Below are 21,007 nucleotides of genomic sequence, written 5' to 3'. Positions count from 1 at the left end.
GCCAAGCTTTGGCAAATTGAGTTTAAAAATAGATGCCATAAAGCATTTAATTTTTTAAAAACAATAAAGCGGTTGGGCGCGGCAATTTTACATAGCGTCTAATTATAGTACAAACAGCAGGATGTTTCTTATTTAGCACTAAAGCCAAATGTTTAATGACCCAAGTACTGCAGTTTATTTTGTGTACAAGACTTCCTGGGATATTTTACATAATAGAGAATTATAGCTTACGAATATAAATGAAACTTAGGTCGTAAAATGGCTGTAACATAATTGTTGACGATATAAAACGCTGAACGCGTTAGTTATATCTATAATTATGCTAAATACGCTGTATTCGCCATTTTACTCATATATTATATTTGTACTATAATTAATATTATGTTAAATAGAATATTTAAAACTTAAAAATATATTCTTGTATTGAAAACCAAAAATTAAAAAAGGTAAATTGAACGTTAGCCATATCCCCCCAAATATGAACCAACAATTCAACTTACCAAACAATAAAAACCTATTTGTGTTTTATTTCTTAATCACTTTAAACGATTGATTTATGTTTCCTGCCTTGTCTTTAAAATATAAACTCCTGGTGAAAACTTTTGAAATCCTTGCATAGTTTCGGCTTTCAAAGTTTTATATTCCTGAGTGAAAATTACTTTTCCTGAAATATTTGTAATCGTCACAGTTATATCACGAACATCCTCAATACTTTCTACATTAACTTTATTCTCCACATACGTTGGATATACGCTAATTCTATTCTTTGAGAAAATAGGTTCGTTTGTAGTTTCTTCTTGTGAATTCGAAATAGCATTCAAGTTCAAATCAGTACCGTTGATATCATTTGCTAATTCAATTTGTTCTGCAGTGATCTGATATTCATCAATTAAAGTATGGATAATCTCATCCGAAGTGAGATTCGTTATATCAATATTAAACAAGTCTTTGATACTTTCTACAGCTTGGGTATTTGACTGTAAAGCTGCAAGATTCTCACTAACAACCGAATTATCCAATAACTCTATTGGCAATCCATTCATACTATTTTGATCCTCAAGTCGATTCAAGTTTCTTGGTTTTTCAGGATTTGAAACAATAGCTCTCCTATCCTCTACTCTTGATGCTGCTCTTTCACATTCCTCCCAGAATCGCACATATTCTTCAGCTCCATTGAACAAAGCAGCAATGGCTCCTTCCGAATCAGACTGAATTCTCATATCTTCAATTAAATCAGGTAATAAACCTATATGTGCCATACCATCATAATTATAGTCGTACGTCTGATTTCCAGAGGTTTGTTTCTCAAAAACCACTTTTCCGTCTCTTGATGTAAAAGGATATTCCATGGTTCCTCCAAATGAAGTTGAATTTTCACAATGATTAAACGTATTGTTCAGTCTTGGTCCTGGTCCTGTAAGCGTCCCAAAGAAGTCGGTAGACATGCTCGCAGATCGCAATCCTTTATGCTGTTCAGAAACATCGCCAGTATCATTAAAAACCGCAATTAAATTCGTTGATGTATAAGCACAATCTCTTCCATCCTGGCTCCTATCAATTTGTGGTGAAACAATTCCTCCTCTTGTGTAAATATAACTCGCATCACTTTCATGGTGTGCTCCTTCTTCAATTGAAAAATGCGTAAACAAAGGTGGATATCCGTATTCATCGGTAATGGCAATAACATCGCGAACAGCTTGCGGACTCATATGAGACATATCAATCATCATCCCTCGTTTTAGTAGTTCTTCTACTAAAATTTCACCTGTTTGAGTCAATCCTCTAGCATTTTCATAACCATGGAACAATTCTCCATTGACATCTCTTGGTATATCTGAAAACCCATTGAATAGATTGTATCCGAAAATTGCTAATAATCCTTTTAAAACAATGGATACATTACCATTTCTTAAAGAAGGTATATATTCGGTACTAAATGGTAAGTTTTCATCGGATACTTGGTATTCTATTGGCTTGTTTGTATCTAACATAGCTAATAATTCAACAGATTCAGAAAATAAACTACTACCAGAAAACTGATTGTCATAATGATGTGTTGGAAAAACAACACGAACTCCTTGAGCATGTAATCTGTCGAGTTCAGAAACAATATAAGCTCTTGTACAAGGCGTGCTATTTTCAGTACAGTTCAAAAAATCAGGATGTTCCATTCCTATTATTACGGCAAGATTACCATCATTAATAATCTTTCTTGCTTGTGCGGGAGAATAGGCTATTTTCAGCCACCCTTTTCCAGGACCTCCCTCCTGCGCGTCTACATAGTCAATTAAACTTGTTAATTTCCCCATAGCTATTTCATGCTCTTCCATACCAGTAATTACTGGGGTAATTTGCATTCCTGGGCTAAAAAATGGTAATAAATTCTTTACCAAACCATGATTTGCAATACGAACAATCGATTTTGACGACTGCGACAACATGGTTATTAATCGTAACCCTCCTAACCTAGCTCTATTTAACCATTGATAATATACTTTTTGATGTCCAATATCTTTTACTGAAGGATACGCATTTAATTCAGGATATGAATATGGATCATGAGATTCAGCAAAACCAAATAAGTTGAAATTTGGATTTAAAATGTTATGAATCCCTGTATCTACTGTAGTATCATGAACGATTGCAACCAAACTCGTTAAGTCAAGACCACGACTTCCATGACTTTCATAACAATTAAAGGCATCGTAAACACCATAAGGAGAATGCGTTTGTCCGGTGAATAATAAATTTCCCATGGCTCTATCCGATAAGAAATGGTCATGAAGATTAGCCATTCCATAAAGTGTTCCATCTGCGTTTTTACCAGCTAAATCTCCAGTAACAGTAGCATTTAGTGGTATTTCCGGAAAAGTTTCACAATTTTCAGCTAGAGACATCGTAAATTTAGAGGCAGAATTTATATCAGACGTTGAAATCCAATCACTCACCCAAGGAAGCCATGTCCACCAGCTATCATTCTTTTTAATATACTTTCCTGTACTCTTATTTCTAAAAGCGAAAGTGCTACCATACTGTTCTATAGTCCAAACCAAATAATCATGCCCATGATATGTTGTGGAAATGTTTTTTAGAACTACATTTCCGCTGGCATCAACCAGTACTGAGCCATTTTTGTACAACATAAACTCCCCTAACGCAGACGGTTTTAGGAAATAGGTGTTTGTTGTAATGACTTTTCCTTTTGAATTTAATAAACTTATATTTTGACAGGTATTGGCCAAGCTATAAATTGGGTCATTCACTGCTGCAGATAATACAGAAGTGTACAATGTCAGAATCAAAAGTGTAAACAATTGTTTCATAGTAAGTTGAATTAATTTGATATTGTCAATTAGCGATTTATCACTAAAAAAAGATGTGAACCTACTTTTTAAAAAAAGTGTAAAGCTTATTTAATATCCACGCTGGCCCAATCAGTAAAAACTGAATGTCTTTGAATAACGAAGGTTTTTTTCCTTCATGCTTATGTCCAATAAACTGAAATATCCATGCAATCACAAATATGATTAAGGATAGCGCCCAAAAAGGAAAGTTTATATACGCGGCCATTAAATGGTTTATATATAACGTTAACATTGAAAAGACATACATTCCTACAAATATTGGAATTGATAAAGTACTGTAAAAAACCAGTGATAAGAATATTAATAGAGTTCCAAAATGCACGTAAGAAACAATAGACAACGGAAAAATGCTTGAAAGATCACCTACAGGAATGGAAGAAAAAAGACCTACAGTACTTATAAATATAAGCGGTACACAAATATAATGAATCGTTTTATTAAAAGGTGTTTGATGACTAACTTCGTATTCATCGAACCATTGTTCTACTGATTTCATTTCTTTTATTTTAGTTATTTAATACTCCGTTGTTATATGCATTTATCTCTTCATATTCATTTTTTCCAAGTGGGGTTAAATAAGGGTAAATCAAATTCCAGATGATTTCTGTTGAAATAGTAGTGGTTTTATTGTTCAGATGATTTTGAAGCAGTTCATCTTGGGAAGACCAGTAAATATTAATGAACCAAATTACATGAACCAAATTATTGTAGTTTGTATAGTTATTCTCAGGAATTACACGTTTAGATTCAATAAGAGCATCAATTAATTTTCTTCCATTTTCAAATCTTATTAAACTTAATTGTTTAAACAGCTCCCCTATCGTAGGATATTTTCTGGTAATGAATACATTATCAATAAAAATAAAATTATAATCGATCTGTAACTTCCTGAAATTTGAAAGAATCTGTTTTAATTCCATTAATGAAGCTGGTTGCGTACCGAAACCTAAGTAATCTTTAGATTCAGCTACCATACGCTCAAAGATGGCTGTAAGTAAATCTAATTTCGTTTTATAATGATAGGTTAGATTTCCTGCACTAATATTAAGAGCCTTGGCTATTTTATTAGGAGAGACATTCGCAATTCCTTCTGAATTGAATAGCTCAATTGCTTTCAATAATATTTTGGTTTTGAGTTTCATTTTGAAATACGTAAATTAGTATAAGAGTACTAATTATTAGGATAAATATACTAATTTTAAAATAAAAACCAAATTATCAAGTAATTACAACATATTCATAAAGTAAAATCACCCTAAAATACAATGATTTTAAGATGATATTATAAGCTATATTCTAAAGTATCTATTCTTGCTATTAGATACTCACTTCGGTATTAGATTCTAATTCTACGGGTTCAGCTGAAGGTTTAAATAGTCTTGCTGTTAACTCTCCTTTCAATACAGTAGACTCACCAGAAACTTCTAACCAACTTCCTTCACGCAAACCTAAAACAGCCGTTTCATTAAATACATGATACTCTTTTATTCTAGTTTCACGGGTTTCACCCATATGTGTTGAACTCGGATCAGGATCTAAATAATGCGCATTAATATTAAAAGGAATCATTCCTAAAGTATCAAAACTCGGTGGATATACAATCGGCATATCATTAGTATTCATCATCGTAACGCCGCAAATATTACTTCCAGCACTGGTTCCTAAATATGGAGTTCCAGCTTCTAATACCTCCTTTAAAACTTCAACAATTTCATTTTTATAGAGCTGATTTACCAATTCAAAGGTGTTTCCTCCTCCTGTAAAAATTCCCTCTGCCTGTTTTACGGCTTCTTTTGCCGAATCAAATTCATGAATTCCTTTGACCGAAATACCTATCTTTTGAAAAGCCTCCTTCGCCTTTTGCGTATAACCATCGTAACTTATGCCTCCTGGCCTAGCAAACGGAATAAATAATAGTTCTGTAACATCCTTAAAATGATCTTTTAACCTTGGTAATATATATTCTAAATATCCACTTCCATGAACAGTAGATGTACTTGCGACAATCAGCTTTTTCATTTGTTTGTTTTTAATGATCGGAAATTTAGAGCTCATTTGCCTTCAGGAACCTCCCCTATTACAACAGCTCTTTGATTAAATATGAATCAAAACTAGGTATTCTATCAAAATTCCCCAATAAATTCATTTAAAATTTAAATACGAAAACTATTAAGTATGATTTTAACAAAAGTTTACAACGCTCTTAAAACATATTTAAGAAGGATTAGTTATTACTTTGTAAAACAACTAATGCCATTTATGATTTGAATTTACTGTAAAAGAAAATGATGTTTTATCCCAGTAAATTTCACCTGTAAATGGTATAAACTCTTCTAAACCATATATTCATGCATAAAACACTACTCTTTATATTACTACTACCCACCACCCTAGTCTATTCTCAAAAAAAGACTAAAATTATAAAAGGAATAATTACAGACGAGCATGATATTGTAACCAACGCTCATATTATAAACCTAACAACAAAACAAGGTACGTTTAGTAATGATGAAGGTTCTTTTTCTATGACCGTTTCTTTAGATGATCAACTCCAAATTACCTCAATACAACATCAAACTAAAATAATTACAATGGTTAAAGTGATTATAAACGACGAAAAACTGACGATACAATTGGCTACTAAAACCAACCTTTTAAAGGAAGTCGTTGTAAAAAAACATCAATTATCAGGTGACTTATTATCTGATACAAAAAAAACGCCAACTAATTATAAAGAAGAAAGAGTTGGAAAAATGACCTCTGGAATTAAAGGAATGATGTCAGAGATTTCAAGAATGCCCATTGGAAGTGATGAAATTCGTTATTCGGCAGCTCCAATTGTTGGTTTGCCCAATCAATTTCAAGGTTTAGGAGTAAGTTCTTCTAGCGGAAAAAGATTAAAAAAGGAAAGAGAACGAAAAAAACGATTACAACAAAAGCAAGACTTTCCTCATAAACTATTGCAAGAGTTGGGAAGTCACTTCTTTACTGATGAGTTAAAAATCCCAAAAGAAAAACACTATCATTTTATCTCATTTTGTGAATACAAAGGCATTCAAAAACTCTTTTATTCCAATGAAATACTACCTTTAATTGAAATTCTTAAAAAGGAAAGCCTACGTTACCTTAATGAAAGTAATAGCAAGTAAACTTTAAAATGATATCATTATTAAACAATGATTTAGTATAATTAATTTTGTTACTTCGAGTATACTCCTTGCCAATAAAAAGAGAAATAATGTTGTACCGAGATATCCTCTCTTCTAATGCATAACGACTTTAATACGTTCTATCGAACGTAGCGCTTTTATTTTTAACTGAATATTAACCAAAGGTTAACTAAAAGTTAAGAAGAGAAAAGTTATATTTGAGAAAACTCAAACGTCTATGTTAAAAACACTACTTATTTCCGTTCCCTTTTTTTTCGCAGCTAATGTTGCAATCGCGCAAAAAACACTGCAAACTCCGTTAAATTATAAAATAGATAATTTTAACGATGATTTAAAAGTACAAATCGATAAATTTCATAAGGATATATTCTTTTTTCCAAAATCTCATGACGAGTTACATTTGTTTAAACCCGGTGCAGTTATACCCTATACTCTTCAATTAGATTGTAGAACTCTAAATGGTATAGCAGATCCCTTTTTCGAAAAAACGAATCCAAACAATCAAGGTTTAGTATTTTGGGAAAGTAATAGAAATAATCGCACACCTGAGAAACCGGATTCTCAAAATTTGAACTTTGAAGATAGCTTACTAAAGAAATTTGGAAATCATTTTTTCTTTGAAGAATTAGGTATTCCAAAAGAAAAATATCATCATTTTATCACATTCTGCTCACATAGTAACGCAGAGGAGTTATATCAAAACAATAAAACATTCGAATTAATAGAACTTCTTAAAAAAGAAAGTATTTTATATCATAAACCATTGAAATAAAGATAAGCTATTGATATCTTATTTTATTCGAACTTCATAAATCTCGAACCACCCCCAGTTGTAAACTGCTAATTGTTCGAGATTTATTTAATTCCGTACTACCCATTGCATAAAAAATGTTTTACAACAGGAAAGTATTTCGTATCTTGAAACAATTAAAAATTACTAAATGAACCGCCCTAATAAACTCTTACAGGATGTCTAATTGAGAAATTTTTTAAAACACCCAATCGAGCATTGGATAATTAAATTGTTGGTCATTAACCCACAATTAAAACAAGATCAATTTTTATTTAAACCCCTATTTTCCTTAAAAAAACACAAATGAAAAACGTACTTACCTACATAGTAATATTCTGTTCACTGCATGCTTTCTCTCAGATTAATCAAAAATTAATCAAGGGAAAAATTTTAAATCGCTTAGGATCGTTATCCGATGTACACATTGTAAATACAACAAGTAATCAGGCTACTTATTCAAATGATGACGGTGATTTCGAAATACCTGCAAAACCTAATGATTTATTGCGACTTTCATATGTTGGGTACGAAACCAAGTTTGTCATCATAGAGAAAAAGAACCTAAGTATTCAGAAAAATGTATTCGTTATTGAAAAAACAACCTATACACTTGACGAAATTAAGCTTAGAAGGCATAATTTAATTGGAACGATAACAACCGATATCAAAGAAACTCCAGTTAATTATAAGGATAATGCTTTAATGGAAACAATGGATTTGTCAGAAATTGATATGAGAATTTTAGATGGTGATGATTATATCGACAAAAATGTGCGTCCTGACGTAGTAAAGTCCGACCCTACAACATTATTTGAAGGAGTTGGTACTGCGGTTAATATGCCTTTTGGAAATTCAAAAAAATTATGGAACCTTCGAAAAGAACTTGCCTTTAAAAAAGGAATGCCAGCAAAACTAATGAAAGAACTAGGAGCAAAGTTTTTCTTTATTGATTTAGGAATTCCACCAGAAAAATACTATCACTTTTTAGAATATTGTAATCCTTTGGGCATTGAAAACCATTATAAAAAAGGAGAAAAGTTAGAAGTAATTAAAATACTACAAAACGAAAGTAAATCGTATAGCGAAGTTATTAATGAACATAAATAAAAAAATAGCTACTTCCCTACTCTTAGTATTCATTATTGCAAAAATGAGTTCTCAAGAAAAAAGAGCATTCTTTTTTGCTGAGATTAGGGATAAGTTTGATTTTTTACCCGATGTTCATATTATTAATACGCAAACAAAAAATGGTACTTTCACAAATGTTAACGGTGAGTTTAAGATAAACGCAAAAGAAAATGACAGCTTATCAATCTCATTTGTGGGCTATAAGAATATTACTTGGGTGGTAAAAAAACAACATTTCGGAATAAAAAGAAATGTTATTTACCTCGAGAAGAAATCAATTGATCTTAATGAAGTAGAAATACGAAAAACTGATCTTATTGGTAGTTTAGCCTCTGACAGCAAACTAGTAAAACATGAAAAGCAAATTGATGCCGAGACTTTAGACCTTCCGTTTGCTGGTATTCCCAAATTAACGGTGGCAGAAAGAAGACTTTATACGGCTACAAATGGAATGCCTTCTGCTGTTATGTTTACTGGATTTGGTTTTATAATGTCTCCTGATTATATGTTAAACATCATATCGGGTAGGATAAAAAAATTGAGAAAGCTTAAGGACATCGAAGATTTAGAAAGTCTTGTAAAAAAACTAAAACAAAGTTATACTCATTATATTATCGGAGAATTAAATATTAACGAAGATCATGTATATCAGTTTATTTACTTTTTAGCACAAGATCGTGGTTTCAAATTAGAACTTCAAAAAGGAGAATTTGCTGTTATTGAGTTTATTAAATCCAAATCTTTAGAATTTAAGAAATTAAAATCTGATTTTTACAATAAAAATACTACTTTAGGGGGCTAAATGCAACTAAATTGCATAAAGGGGCTACTTGATTTATTACAGTTTTAAGAGTACATTTTTTTCGAATGAATGAAATGATGTTACTATTGTTATGACAACTTAAATGAACCATCAGTTCTCTTCTTCAATTGGTTAATTTAAAAAACTAAACAGTGAAAAAAGTAATACTTATCTGCATATCTTTTATATGTTTATCATATACTTCTTTGCATAAATATTATATCGCTTTAACAGAAATAGAGCATAATGAAAAAAATAAGAGCGTTGAAATGGTTATGAACGTTTTTATAGACGACATTGAGCTAGCCGTTAATAAAGAGTACGCTACCAATTTAAATTTAGCCACTAAATTTGAAATAGATAATGCAGATGAATTGTTTTACGATTATCTGAGTAAGCATCTTAAAATAAAAATTAACGATCAACGAAAAACTTATAAGTTTATTGGTAAAGAATATGACGGGGATATCCTCTATTTTTATCTTGAAGTCGAAAACATAGATAAAGTAGCATCTATTCATGTAACTAATAGCATGTTGGTAAAGTATTTTCCAGAACAACAAAACTTAATAAAAGCAACGGTAAGGAAAGATCGAAAAAGTCTTTTTTTAACCAAAACAAATGATAAAGGTTTGTTAAATTTTTAATAAAACCTTAATCTTACTAATATTAATATTAATTTTCAACACAATTTAATCAAATTTTTAAACGCACAAATGAGAAAAAACGTATCGCTTCTATTTTCGGTCTTTTTAGCTTCAGCTTCCTTATTTGCTCAGGAAGTAGAAAAAAAAGCTCCGCAGAAAGGTCATACTGACCAAAACAAATTTCGTCAGTTAAAAGACGTTTTGGCAACTCCAAATGATCAACGTACAGCTTCAGGAGCTCCTGGACATGCATATACTCAACAAAAGGTAGATTATGTAATGGACATCAGAGTTGATGAAGCTACTAATAAATTATATGGTGATGAAACAATTACTTATCACAATAATTCTAAAGATCATTTAGAATATTTATGGGTTCAGCTTGATCAAAACATGCGTGCACCTGATTCAAAAAGCCCTTTGGCTGATTCAAAAGGAGCCGATTCTTTTTCTACTCCTGTTGATTTTGTAAAAAATAATATGGCTCAACCAAAACCTTATGGTTACAATATTGAAGCTGTAAAATATGCTGATGGAAGGGATTTAGCTCATACGATTAATCGTACAATGATGCGTATTAATCTTCCTAAGTCTTTAGCGCCAGGAGATGTTTTTAAGTTTAGAATTAAATGGAACTTTTTAATTCCTGACTACGTTAATGATGGTGGTCGTTCTGGTTTTGAATCGTTTCCTGATGGAAATAAAAACTATACCGTAGCACAATTCTTCCCACGTTTAGCTGTTTATAACAATGTTGAAGGATGGCAAAACATGCAGTTCTGGGGACGTAGTGAATGGGCCTTAGAATTTGGTGACTATGATGTAAAATTAACGGTTCCAGCTGATCATATTGTTGACGCAACTGGAGATTTACAAAATGAAAAAGATGTTTTGTCTAAAGAACAACGTAAACGTTGGGAAAAAGCAAGAAAATCTTATCAAAACCCTGTTTTCATTGTAACACAAGAAGAGGCTGAAAAAAATGAAAAAAGCAGAGCTACCAAAACAAAAACTTGGCACTTTAAAGCCAATAGAGTTCGTGACTTCGCTTTTGCTTCATCAAGAAAATATGTTTGGGATGCAATGGCCGTAAATATTAACGGCAGATCTGTAATGGCAGTTTCTTTGTATCCAAAAGAAGGAAATCCTTTATGGGAAGAGCACTCAACAAGAGTTGTTGCTAATACTTTAGAAGAATATTCTAAAATGACTTTTGATTACCCGTATTCAAAAGCAATTTCAGTACACGCGAAAAGACAAGGTATGGAATACCCTATGATATGTTTCAACTATGGTAGACCAAACCCTGATGGAACTTATTCTGATCGTATCAAAAATGGAATGATCGGTGTAATTACTCATGAGGTAGGACATAACTTCTTCCCTATGATTGTAAATTCAGATGAGCGTCAATGGACTTGGATGGATGAAGGATTAAACTCTTTTGTTGAGATCTTAGCAGAACTTGATTACGATCCTACATTTAATACGAATAACTTACCTAAAGACATTGTTCGTTATATGAGTTTAGATCAAAAGCGTTTATCGCCAATCATGTCTCAAGGAGATTATGTTCATAATTTCGGACCTAACGCATATACAAAACCTGCTGCAGGACTATATATGTTACGTCAAACTATTATGGGACCTGAATTATTCGACTATGCATTTAGAACCTACTCTAAGCGTTGGATGTTTAAGCACCCTACTCCAGCTGATTTCTTTAGAACAATGGAAGATGCATCAGGAATGGATTTAGACTGGTTCTGGAGAGGATGGTTCTATACTACAGATTATACTGATATTGGTATTAAAGAAGTTAAACCATTGTATGTTACAGATAAGCCAAATGAAAAAACCAAAAAGCTTCAAGAGCAATATCCTGCATATTTCAATAACTTAGGTAAATTGGTTTATCTAACCACAGAAAAGGCAGATGCTAACTATAAAGATATTGAAGCATATGTAAATGGTTTACCAGCTGATAAGAAGGCTAACTTAAAGAAACTACCAAAGTATATCTATCAAGTAGAATTTGAAAAGCCAGGAGGTTTAGTAATGCCTATCATTGTTGAAATGACATATGCTGATGGAACTAAAAAACGTGAAACCTACCCTGTTCAAATCTGGAAAAAAAATGAGAATAGCGTAGTAAGAGTATTCTCGTCAGACAAAGAAATAAAAAGTTTTGCGATTGATCCAGATCTAGAAACTGCAGATATTGATACTTCAAACAATAGTTGGCCAAAACAAGAGGCAAACAAGTTTAACAAGTTCAAAAACAAGATAAAACAATAACTAAACATAGTAATTGTTGAAAAAACGTGGCATAAGCCACGTTTTTTGTTTGTATAAATACCACAAAATATAGTACTTTCGATTTTCTAAATAGGATTGAATGAAAGTTTGTATAGCTGAAAAGCCTAGTGTTGCTCGAGAAATAGCTAATATTTTAGGAGCCAATACTAAACGTGATGGATACTTTGAAGGAAATGGATATGCCGTTACCTATACCTTCGGTCATTTATGTACCCTTTTAGAACCTAAAGACTATAAACCTTATTGGAAAAGTTGGGATTTAAATAATTTACCCATGCTTCCCGAACGCTTCAATACAAAAGTTTCGGATGATAACGGAATACAAAAGCAGTTCAATATTATAAAGTCATTATTCGATAAAGCAGCTGTTGTTATAAACTGTGGGGATGCGGGTCAAGAAGGAGAGCTTATTCAGCGCTGGGTAATTAATCAGGCTAATTATAAAGGGAAAGTTCAACGATTATGGATTTCTTCTCTTACCGAAGAGGCTATCAAAGAAGGTTTTAATAATTTAAAAGAAGAAGAACAATACGACAATCTATTTTATGCAGGATATTCACGAGCCATTGGAGATTGGTTGTTAGGATTAAATGCTACTCGTTTATACACGGTGAAATTTGGTAGAGATCGCCAAGTTCTTTCCATTGGTAGAGTACAGACTCCTACCCTGGCGATGTTAGTTGAACGCTATTCAGAAATTAGAAATTTTAAACCGCAAGCTTATTGGGAACTTCAAACAACCTATAGAGAAACACTGTTTAATTGTGAAGAAGGTAGGTTCCTAAAAAAAGAAGACGGAGAACGCTTTGCCAATAAAGTAAAAGAAGCTGAGTTTGAAATAACCTCGGTAACGAAGAAAAAAGGAAAAGAGTATGCTCCTAAATTATTCGATTTAACAGGATTACAAGTTTATTGTAATAATAAATTTGGCTTTTCTGCTGATGATACTTTAAAAATAGCTCAAAAACTATATGAAATGAAAGTAGTTACGTATCCTAGAGTTGATACGACCTTTCTTCCAAATGATATTTACCCAAAAGTACCTGGCACCCTAAAAAATCTATCCGCATACGCTAGTTTAACGGCGCCTCTTCTCGGTAAGAAAATAAAAAAATCATCAAAAGTATTCAATGACAAAAAGGTAACGGATCACCATGCTATTATACCTACAGGAATTCAAATAAAATTGCAATACAATCAACAACAAGTATATGATATAATTGTTAGAAGATTTATTGGTGTATTTTATCCAGATAGTGATATAGCCAATACTGCTGTTACAGGAAAGGCCGACGACGTTTCTTTTAAAACTACTGGAAAAGAAGTATTAACTAAAGGATGGAGAGTCGTTTTTGAAGTTGAAGGAAAAACTAAAAAAACTTCCGAATCTGGAGTATTACCTACTTTTGAAAAAGGAGAAAAAGGTCCTCATGAGCCTTCGTTTTTACAAAAGGAAACAAAACCACCAAGAAATTATACCGAAGCTAGCTTGTTAAGAGCCATGGAAACAGCTGGCAAACAAGTTGATGATGATGAAATGCGTGAATTAATGAAAGAAAATGGTATTGGACGACCATCAACCAGGGCTAGTATTATTGAAACTCTTTTTAAAAGAAAATATATAGAACGTCAAAAAAAAACTAATCATTCCTACTCAAACTGGTATTGACCTAATTAATATAATTGACAACGAACTACTGAAATCTGCGGAACTCACTGGGCTATGGGAAAAACGACTTAAAGAAATTGAGCGAGGGGAATACCACCCAAGTACTTTCATCAAACAAATGAAAAAAATGGTAGATACCTTAGTGTATGAAGTTCGTTCTAGTAATAAAAACAAACGTATTTCTTTTGAATCCCAAAAGAGTATTACTCCGGCAAAGAAAAAAACTACTTCTAAGAAGAAAACACTTGTAGGAAAAGATTGTCCTAAATGTAAAAAAGGGAAGTTACTCAAAGGAAAAAAAGCCTATGGATGTTCGGAATATAGTAATGGCTGTAAATTAATGCTCCCTTTTGAATTTATGGGAAAAAAGTTATCTGAAAGTCAATTAATAAGACTTGTTGACAAAGGATGTACCACTAATTTAAAAGGATGGAAAACCGATCAAGGTAAAATTGAAGCTTTACTTCGATTCAATGAAAATTTCGAATTAAAATTAGAACCTAAACAAAAAACGGAGAAAACAGCGGCTACAAACTCCCCTACTCCAAAATGTCCTAAATGTAAAACAGGAGATTTACTGAAAGGAAAAACAGCTTATGGTTGCTCAAATTATAAAAATGGTTGCGATTTTGTATTCACCTTTGAAAACATCAAAAAAATGGCCGCTGGAAAACCATTGACTAAAGAATTGGTGTATCAAATTATATCTAGCTAAATTCAAGAATACTCTTAATCATTCTTATCAATTCACAAAGAATTTAACAACATATATACTATTATTTTTACATTTTAAACTTTTTTATCACAATAAACTAAAAATTCATTAACTTAACTGTAATGAGTAGGTTACCTATTCGTCAAAATGAATTGAAAAGTTTAAATTAACCATTTAAGAGAATGATAAAAAAGATTGAAGTTGCAAAACTATCAAAATTACAAGAAAAAAAACCAACCTACGCCCTAGTTAAAAACACAGATTTAGTAATTATCAAACATGAAACTGGCATTTCTGTATTATATGGAAGATGCCATCATCGGGGTGCTCTTTTGGCTGATGGGCACATTGATGGTAACAACCTTATTTGCGGAGTTCATGGTTGGGATTATCGTTATGATACAGGAATAAGTGAATATAATAATGACGAATATCTCCATAAATTCAATCACTTTATAGAAGGTGATTCTCTTTTAATTGATGAGAATGAAATCATTGCATTTGAAATCACTCATCCACAGCCATTTAATCGTGATGATTACCTTGGAACTTATGCTGATACCCATCCCGAGGAAATCGAACCATATACCGGTTACATTAAAGAATTAGCGAAAAACCAACTTAAAAAAATTGGTCACCATGGTTTTTCGGCATCCATGGGAGTTGATAGAAATACTTTGCCCAAATGGAATGATATTCAATTCCTACCAGCACAACTAGCTTCTCGTCCTTTATTAGATCATGATCCTGTAAAAACGGAAACCATTATTGGCACCAAAGCGAAAAGACCTTTAAAAATAGACATTCCTATTTTTGTGAGTGATATGAGTTTTGGAGCTTTATCGAAAGAAGCAAAAATAGCGCTATCAAAGGGAGCTGAAATGGCTGGAACAGGAATTTGCTCAGGTGAAGGTGGTGTTTTACCTGAGGAGCAAGCTAATAACTCTAAATACTTTTATGAACTAGCTTCTGCTCAATTTGGATTTTCATGGGATAAATTAGATCATGTACAAGCATTTCATTTTAAAGCAGGTCAAGGAGCAAAAACAGGTACGGGAGGCCACTTACCTGGTAGTAAGGTTACTGCAGAAATAGCACAAGTTAGAGGATTAAATGAAGGTGAAACCGCAATATCACCCGCTGCAAACCCTAATTTTCATACTGTCGATGATTTTAAAAAGTTTTCCAATGAGGTTAGAAATCGTACTGGAGGTATTCCTATAGGTTTTAAAATAGCAGCTAGTCATATAGAAAAAGATATTCAATTTGCATTAGACGTTGGTGTCGATTATATAATTCTCGACGGTCGTGGCGGTGGAACAGGCTCCGCTCCTACTATTCTTAGAGATCATATTAACGTTCCTACCATTCCTGCTCTGGCTAGAGCTAGAGAATATCTTGATAAAGTCGGAGCATCTGATGTAACACTCATTATCACTGGTGGGCTTCGAGTTGCCGAAGATTTTGCCAAAGCATTAATGCTCGGCGCGGATGCCATTGCTGTTTCTAACTCCGCTTTACAAGCCATAGGCTGTCTAGGAATGCGTGCTTGCGGAACAAACAATTGTCCCGTAGGAATAGCCACACAAAAAGAATCACTGCGTAGTAGAATTATTATTGAACAATCGGCGAAACAACTATACAATTACTTCAATGCTACGAATGATTTGATTAAAGTAGTTGCTCGATCTTGTGGGTATGATGCCATTCAAAAGTTCAATAAAGAGGATTTGTCCACTTTCAATAAAGATATACATCATTTGACAGGAATTCATTATGCTGGAATCAATCCTTAAAAGAATTAGAGCTCCTTTTTGTTTATAGCTGGTATAAGTGATTAGATAAAACTACTTGTAATTGCAGCTGGTTTTACTCTTTATATGCTTCACAATTAAACAGCCTTGATACAATTACTATTATACTATAAAATCACTGGAGCCTTAATACATTCTTTTTCTTAAAAAATAACAAACCTAAACATTAATTATTCACAAAGCATGACTCACAAAAACATCATTTGGCATAAAGTACTAAATAACAAAAAAGAACTACCAGAGGGTCGCGTAAAAACAGTTACTGCCGCACATAAAGGAATTTGTTTGACACATTTTAAAGGGAAATTTTCTGCCTTAGATAATCGTTGTCCACATCAAGGAGGTCCATTAGGAGAAGGCTCTATTGAAAATGGTTTATTACGTTGCCCTTGGCATGGTTGGGATTTTGATCCTTGTACTGGTCTCCCTCCAGGTGGCTACGATGATGGGATTGATACTTTCCTTGTTAAGGAAGAAAATGAGGTCGTTTTTGTTGGTTTAGAACAAGAAAAACCACACGAGACTACAGTTTCAGATATAATGGTAGAAACCATGATTAATTGGGGAGTTACAAAGGTTTTTGGAATGGTTGGTCATTCCAATCTTGGCTTTGCAGATGCTATGAGAAGACAAGAAATTCAAGGGAATCTTAATTTCTATGGAATTCGCCACGAAGGAGCCGCTTCTTTTGCAGCTTCCGCCTATGGGAAACTTACAGGCAAACCAGCTGCCTGTTTTTCAATTGCAGGTCCTGGTGCAACAAATATGTATACAGGGCTTTGGGATGCCAAGGTTGATCGAGCTCCAATTTTAGCACTTACAGGTCAGGTTAAAACACAGGTTGTTGGTACAGGAAATTTTCAAGAAGTAGATTTAGTTCAAGGATTTAATAGCGTTACTGAATTCAATCAACGTATCCAAAAAGATAGTCGTCATGCCGAGTTAATGTCTCTGGCTATAAAACATGCTATTTTAAAAAGAGATGTATCGCATTTAACACTTCCTGATGAAATTCAAGAATTAAAAGCTAAACCAACAGCAAAAGCCAAAACTTCTAAAAATAGAATAACACCATTAACAATAGCACCTCCCAAAGAGTCAGTCATTGAAGCTCTTGAATTAATTAAAAAAACAAAACGTCCTGTTATCATTATGGGGCACGGTGCTCGTGAACATAAAAAAGCCGTTGTAAATTTCGCAGAAACATTAAACGCAGCCGTTGTAACCACTTTTAAAGGGAAAGGTCTCATTTCCGATAACCATCCATTAGGTGGAGGAGTTTTAGGAAGAAGTGGAACTCCAATTGCTTCATGGTTTATGAATGAAAGCGATTTGCTTATTGTATTTGGAGCTTCGTTTTCAAATCATACTGGAATTACTCCGAAAAAACCAATTATTCAAATAGATTTTGATCCATTAGCACTAAGTAAATTTCATCAAGTTGAAGTTGCTGTATGGGGTGAAATTTCAAGAACTTTAGAGATTTTTAAAGAACAGATCCAAGGTAAAACTAACACAATCAATCAGCGAGATGAAATTAGAGACCGCTGGAAAATCTGGAAGGAAGAAAAAGCGAAACGTTTAACTGAAACTTCTGATAAAGGAATTAGTTCTATAGCGATTTTCGAAACGATGAACGAGTTGACACCAGAAAATGCCGTAATGTGTGTGGATGTTGGAAACAATGCTTATTCTTTCGGTCGCTATTTTGAAACCAAAAATCAAGATTTCTTAATGTCTGGCTATTTAGGATCCATTGGCTTCGCTTTACCTGCATCCATTGGAGCTTGGGCAGCCGTTGGAGATTCAAGACCTATCATTGCAGTTGCTGGCGATGGAGCCGTTTGTCAATATTTAGCAGAAATTACAACATTGGTAGCTTATGATATGCCCGTAAAACTAATTGTAATTAACAATCATGAATTAGGTAAAATATCAAAAGAACAGCGTGCTGGAGAATTCGATGTATGGAAAACAACACTTTCTAATCCCAATTTCGCGGCATTTGCCCAATCATGCGGTGCTTGGGGAAAACGAGTTGAAAAACAAGAAGATTTGGAAGCAGCCATGAAAGAACTGTATGAACAACCGAAAGCTGGTGTACTCGAAATAATAGCGGATGTAAATTTAATTTAAACTATGGAACTTATCATTAAACTCTTTCTAGGGGTATTGGGAGGTTATTTTTTTATCGGTTTTATTTTCGGATTATTCTTTCTAATAAAAGCCTCGAAGATTGATCCATTATTAAAGGATAGTAGAAAAGTAGTGAGATTTTTACTCTTACCCGGAGTAGTTAGTACTTGGCCATTTTTAATCAGAAAACTATTCAAAACAAAATAATATGGATTTAAAGCAACGTAAAACTCATCGTATTATTTGGTTTGTTTTAACAATCACAATAACGGTTTTCATGTTCTTTTCAATTAAAGAACTTCATTTTAATACACATACTAGTGAGAAGTTAATTACCCAAGCTACTCCTTCTAATCCAAACATTAAGTATAACGATTTGGTTGAAATAGAACTGTTACAGAATAAAACTATTTCTATAACCTTAATAAAACCTTTAAAGTCATCTTTTTCTTTGGTTTATGGTCGGAAAAAAAATGGAAAAGAAATCTTATTAAGTCAGGTTTTTAATTCAGGTAAAGCTCACTATTTCAGTTTAAAAGAAAATATTGTCGAGATAGCTATATACGACACCTTAAAACAAAAGGAAATCACTAAAATTAAATTTTAATGGGATTAGATTACAAATTAGTCATTTGGAATAAATACAAGAAACAATACGATATCATTATTGCGGTGAGTATGTTTGTTTATCTCTTTGCTTTTGCTCTGGTTACCATTACTTATAACTCAGAAACTAGCATTGAAACCTTAGTTATAAGAGCTTTTGGATCTTTGGCTATTATTATGTTACATGTTATTCTTGTAATAGGTCCATTAAGCAGATTGAACACTAATTTTCTACCAATTTTATACAATAGAAGGCATTTAGGTGTTAGTATGTTTATCGCAGCTTTAATTCATGGGGGATTTGGAATTTTTCAATTTCATGCCTTAGGAAACACAAATCCAATATATTCACTGTTTATATCCAACGTCGAGTATAATTCATTGGTTAATTTTCCCTTCCAAGTTCTAGGTTTTTTAGCCTTAATTATCTTGTTTATAATGGCATCAACTAGTCATGATTTCTTTCTAGCAAACCTTTCTGCCAAAGTATGGAAAAGGTTACACATGATGGTGTATATAGCTTATGCTTTATTAATTGGACATGTATTCTTAGGAGCCTTTCAGCAAGAAGCATCTTTATTTACTGTTGGTTTTATGGTTTTAGGATTTATCGGAATTGCTTCACTTCATCTAATAACGGCGTTTAAAGAACGAAAAATAGATCATTCAAAATACATCGAAAATAGCCAATGGCTTAAAGTATGTCATATTGACGAGATTGAAGAGACAAAAGCTAAAATTTTTACTACTAAAAAAGAACGAGTAGCTATTTTTAAACATAATGGTGAATTATCCGCTATTCATAATGTTTGCAAGCATCAAGGAGGTCCTTTAGGAGAAGGTAAAATTATTGATGGTTGTATTACCTCTCCTTGGCATGGTTATCAATACCTTCCTCAAAATGGGCAATCACCTCCTCCATTTAATGAAAAAGTCGCTACGTATCAATTAAAATTGGAAAATAGTTTTGTTTTTATCAACCCACAAGCATTTCCCGAAGGAAGTGAAATTGAACCTTTATCTATTGAATTATGAAGAATAAAGAATTTTTTGTAGCCTATATTGACGGAAGTCTTGGAACCAGAACAAAGAAAACGCTCAGACGATTTGCCTTTTTTGCCTTTAGTTTTCTAGTTATAGGTGGTTTAATTTTTAGTTTTATTCAGAAACCTTTTAAAAATAGCACTTTTGAATTATCCGAATTAACAAAAATAACAGGAACCTTTCATATTTCTCCATATCCAATGCTAAGGGTTAAGATTAATGATACTATTTCTAAGAATGTTTTACTATTGGGCTTTGGTAAATCAAGTGTTAATCCCTATTTAAGAGTAATTTTAGAGAAGAAATCCGATTTACAAGGACAAACCCTTACCATTGAAGGAAACTTGATTTTTTACAATGGAAAAACACTTCTACAGGTAATTGACGAAAACAAAGTATCCCTGACTTCAGGAAAAGGAAACTTACCTCAAAAAACAACTATAGGAGAGGCTGTTTTAAAAGGAGAAATTGTAGACCCTAAATGTTACTTTGGAGTTATGAAACCAGGTTTTGGAAAAATTCACAGAAGTTGCGCCATTCGCTGTATATCTGGTGGGATACCTCCCGTTTTTGTTTCAACCCAAAAAAATATTTCAGAATATTATTTATTGACGGACTTAGATGGAAAACCAATAAATCAAGAGGTTTTACCATTTATTGGTAAGCCTTCAGAAATAACAGGTTTGGTAGAAAAACTTGATGATTGGTATCTTCTAAAAATAGATATTGCAAACATTCGTGTATCCAACAACTCTTCAAGTATATATTCTAAATAATATATGTAAAAGAAAAGTTCAGT

15 protein-coding genes and 1 pseudogene are annotated in these 21,007 nt (G+C 32.8%); 12 read left to right on the top strand and 4 right to left on the bottom strand.

What is annotated here, in order from left to right; all coding sequences use genetic code 11:
• Window positions 1-554 precede the first annotated feature (554 nt).
• The 4 genes from BLW23_RS04055 to pepE all read right to left on the bottom strand — a co-directional run bounded on the left by BLW23_RS04055 (window position 555) and on the right by pepE (window position 5,384).
• Window positions 555-3,323 (bottom strand): membrane dipeptidase, encoded by a 2,769-nt coding sequence (locus BLW23_RS04055; protein ID WP_093667944.1) that lies wholly within the window; start codon window positions 3,321-3,323, stop codon window positions 555-557.
• Between the two features lie 61 nt (window positions 3,324-3,384).
• Window positions 3,385-3,861, bottom strand: a complete 477-nt coding sequence (locus BLW23_RS04050) for an Mpo1 family 2-hydroxy fatty acid dioxygenase (RefSeq protein ID WP_093667943.1) — start codon at window positions 3,859-3,861, stop codon at window positions 3,385-3,387.
• Between the two features lie 10 nt (window positions 3,862-3,871).
• A complete protein-coding gene (locus BLW23_RS04045) occupies window positions 3,872-4,507 on the bottom strand; it encodes a TetR/AcrR family transcriptional regulator (RefSeq protein ID WP_093667942.1) in 636 nt (211 codons plus the stop codon).
• Window positions 4,508-4,682: 175 nt separating this feature from the next.
• The gene (gene pepE, locus BLW23_RS04040; RefSeq protein WP_093668449.1) at window positions 4,683-5,384 is read right to left on the bottom strand and encodes a dipeptidase PepE; all 702 of its coding nucleotides are present in this window, start codon (window positions 5,382-5,384) and stop codon (window positions 4,683-4,685) included.
• Between the two features lie 329 nt (window positions 5,385-5,713).
• On the opposite strand from pepE, the gene BLW23_RS04035 reads away from it, so the two are divergent.
• From BLW23_RS04035 to BLW23_RS03975, 12 genes and pseudogenes are all read left to right on the top strand, one after another.
• Window positions 5,714-6,514: a hypothetical protein gene (locus tag BLW23_RS04035; protein WP_093667941.1), complete on the top strand. Its 801-nt coding sequence runs from the start codon at window positions 5,714-5,716 to the stop codon at window positions 6,512-6,514.
• A gap of 238 nt (window positions 6,515-6,752) precedes the next feature.
• A complete protein-coding gene (locus BLW23_RS04030) occupies window positions 6,753-7,307 on the top strand; it encodes a hypothetical protein (protein ID WP_093667940.1) in 555 nt (184 codons plus the stop codon).
• Window positions 7,308-7,631: 324 nt separating this feature from the next.
• A complete protein-coding gene (locus BLW23_RS04025; protein WP_093667939.1) occupies window positions 7,632-8,435 on the top strand; it encodes a carboxypeptidase-like regulatory domain-containing protein in 804 nt (267 codons plus the stop codon).
• Between the two features lie 43 nt (window positions 8,436-8,478).
• Window positions 8,479-9,258: a carboxypeptidase-like regulatory domain-containing protein gene (locus tag BLW23_RS04020; RefSeq protein ID WP_176829747.1), complete on the top strand. Its 780-nt coding sequence runs from the start codon at window positions 8,479-8,481 to the stop codon at window positions 9,256-9,258.
• Window positions 9,259-9,410: 152 nt separating this feature from the next.
• On the top strand, window positions 9,411-9,905 hold the full coding sequence (locus BLW23_RS04015) for a DUF6702 family protein (protein WP_143032106.1): 495 nt from the start codon (window positions 9,411-9,413) through the stop codon (window positions 9,903-9,905).
• 69 nt (window positions 9,906-9,974) lie between these two features.
• Entirely contained in the window at window positions 9,975-12,203 is a 2,229-nt protein-coding gene (locus BLW23_RS04010; RefSeq protein ID WP_093667936.1) for a M1 family metallopeptidase, read from the top strand.
• Window positions 12,204-12,303: 100 nt separating this feature from the next.
• Window positions 12,304-14,608, top strand: a pseudogene (locus tag BLW23_RS04005) (DNA topoisomerase 3).
• A gap of 182 nt (window positions 14,609-14,790) precedes the next feature.
• On the top strand, window positions 14,791-16,404 hold the full coding sequence (locus BLW23_RS04000) for a glutamate synthase-related protein (protein WP_093667935.1): 1,614 nt from the start codon (window positions 14,791-14,793) through the stop codon (window positions 16,402-16,404).
• A 201-nt stretch (window positions 16,405-16,605) separates the two neighbouring features.
• Complete coding sequence (locus BLW23_RS03995) at window positions 16,606-18,558, top strand: thiamine pyrophosphate-binding protein (protein ID WP_093667934.1); 1,953 nt, start codon at window positions 16,606-16,608, stop codon at window positions 18,556-18,558.
• Between the two features lie 208 nt (window positions 18,559-18,766).
• Entirely contained in the window at window positions 18,767-19,165 is a 399-nt protein-coding gene (locus BLW23_RS03985; RefSeq protein WP_093667932.1) for a hypothetical protein, read from the top strand.
• Entirely contained in the window at window positions 19,165-20,199 is a 1,035-nt protein-coding gene (locus tag BLW23_RS03980) for a Rieske 2Fe-2S domain-containing protein (RefSeq protein WP_093667931.1), read from the top strand. Before BLW23_RS03985 ends, BLW23_RS03980 begins: the two co-directional genes overlap by 1 nt.
• Window positions 20,196-20,984, top strand: a complete 789-nt coding sequence (locus BLW23_RS03975; RefSeq protein WP_093667930.1) for a hypothetical protein — start codon at window positions 20,196-20,198, stop codon at window positions 20,982-20,984. Before BLW23_RS03980 ends, BLW23_RS03975 begins: the two co-directional genes overlap by 4 nt.
• Window positions 20,985-21,007: the final 23 nt, after the last annotated feature.

The sequence above is a fragment of the Tenacibaculum sp. MAR_2009_124 genome (genome assembly GCF_900105455.1).
Taxonomy (GTDB): domain Bacteria; phylum Bacteroidota; class Bacteroidia; order Flavobacteriales; family Flavobacteriaceae; genus Polaribacter.
This window is presented reverse-complemented; position numbering and strand designations above follow the sequence as displayed.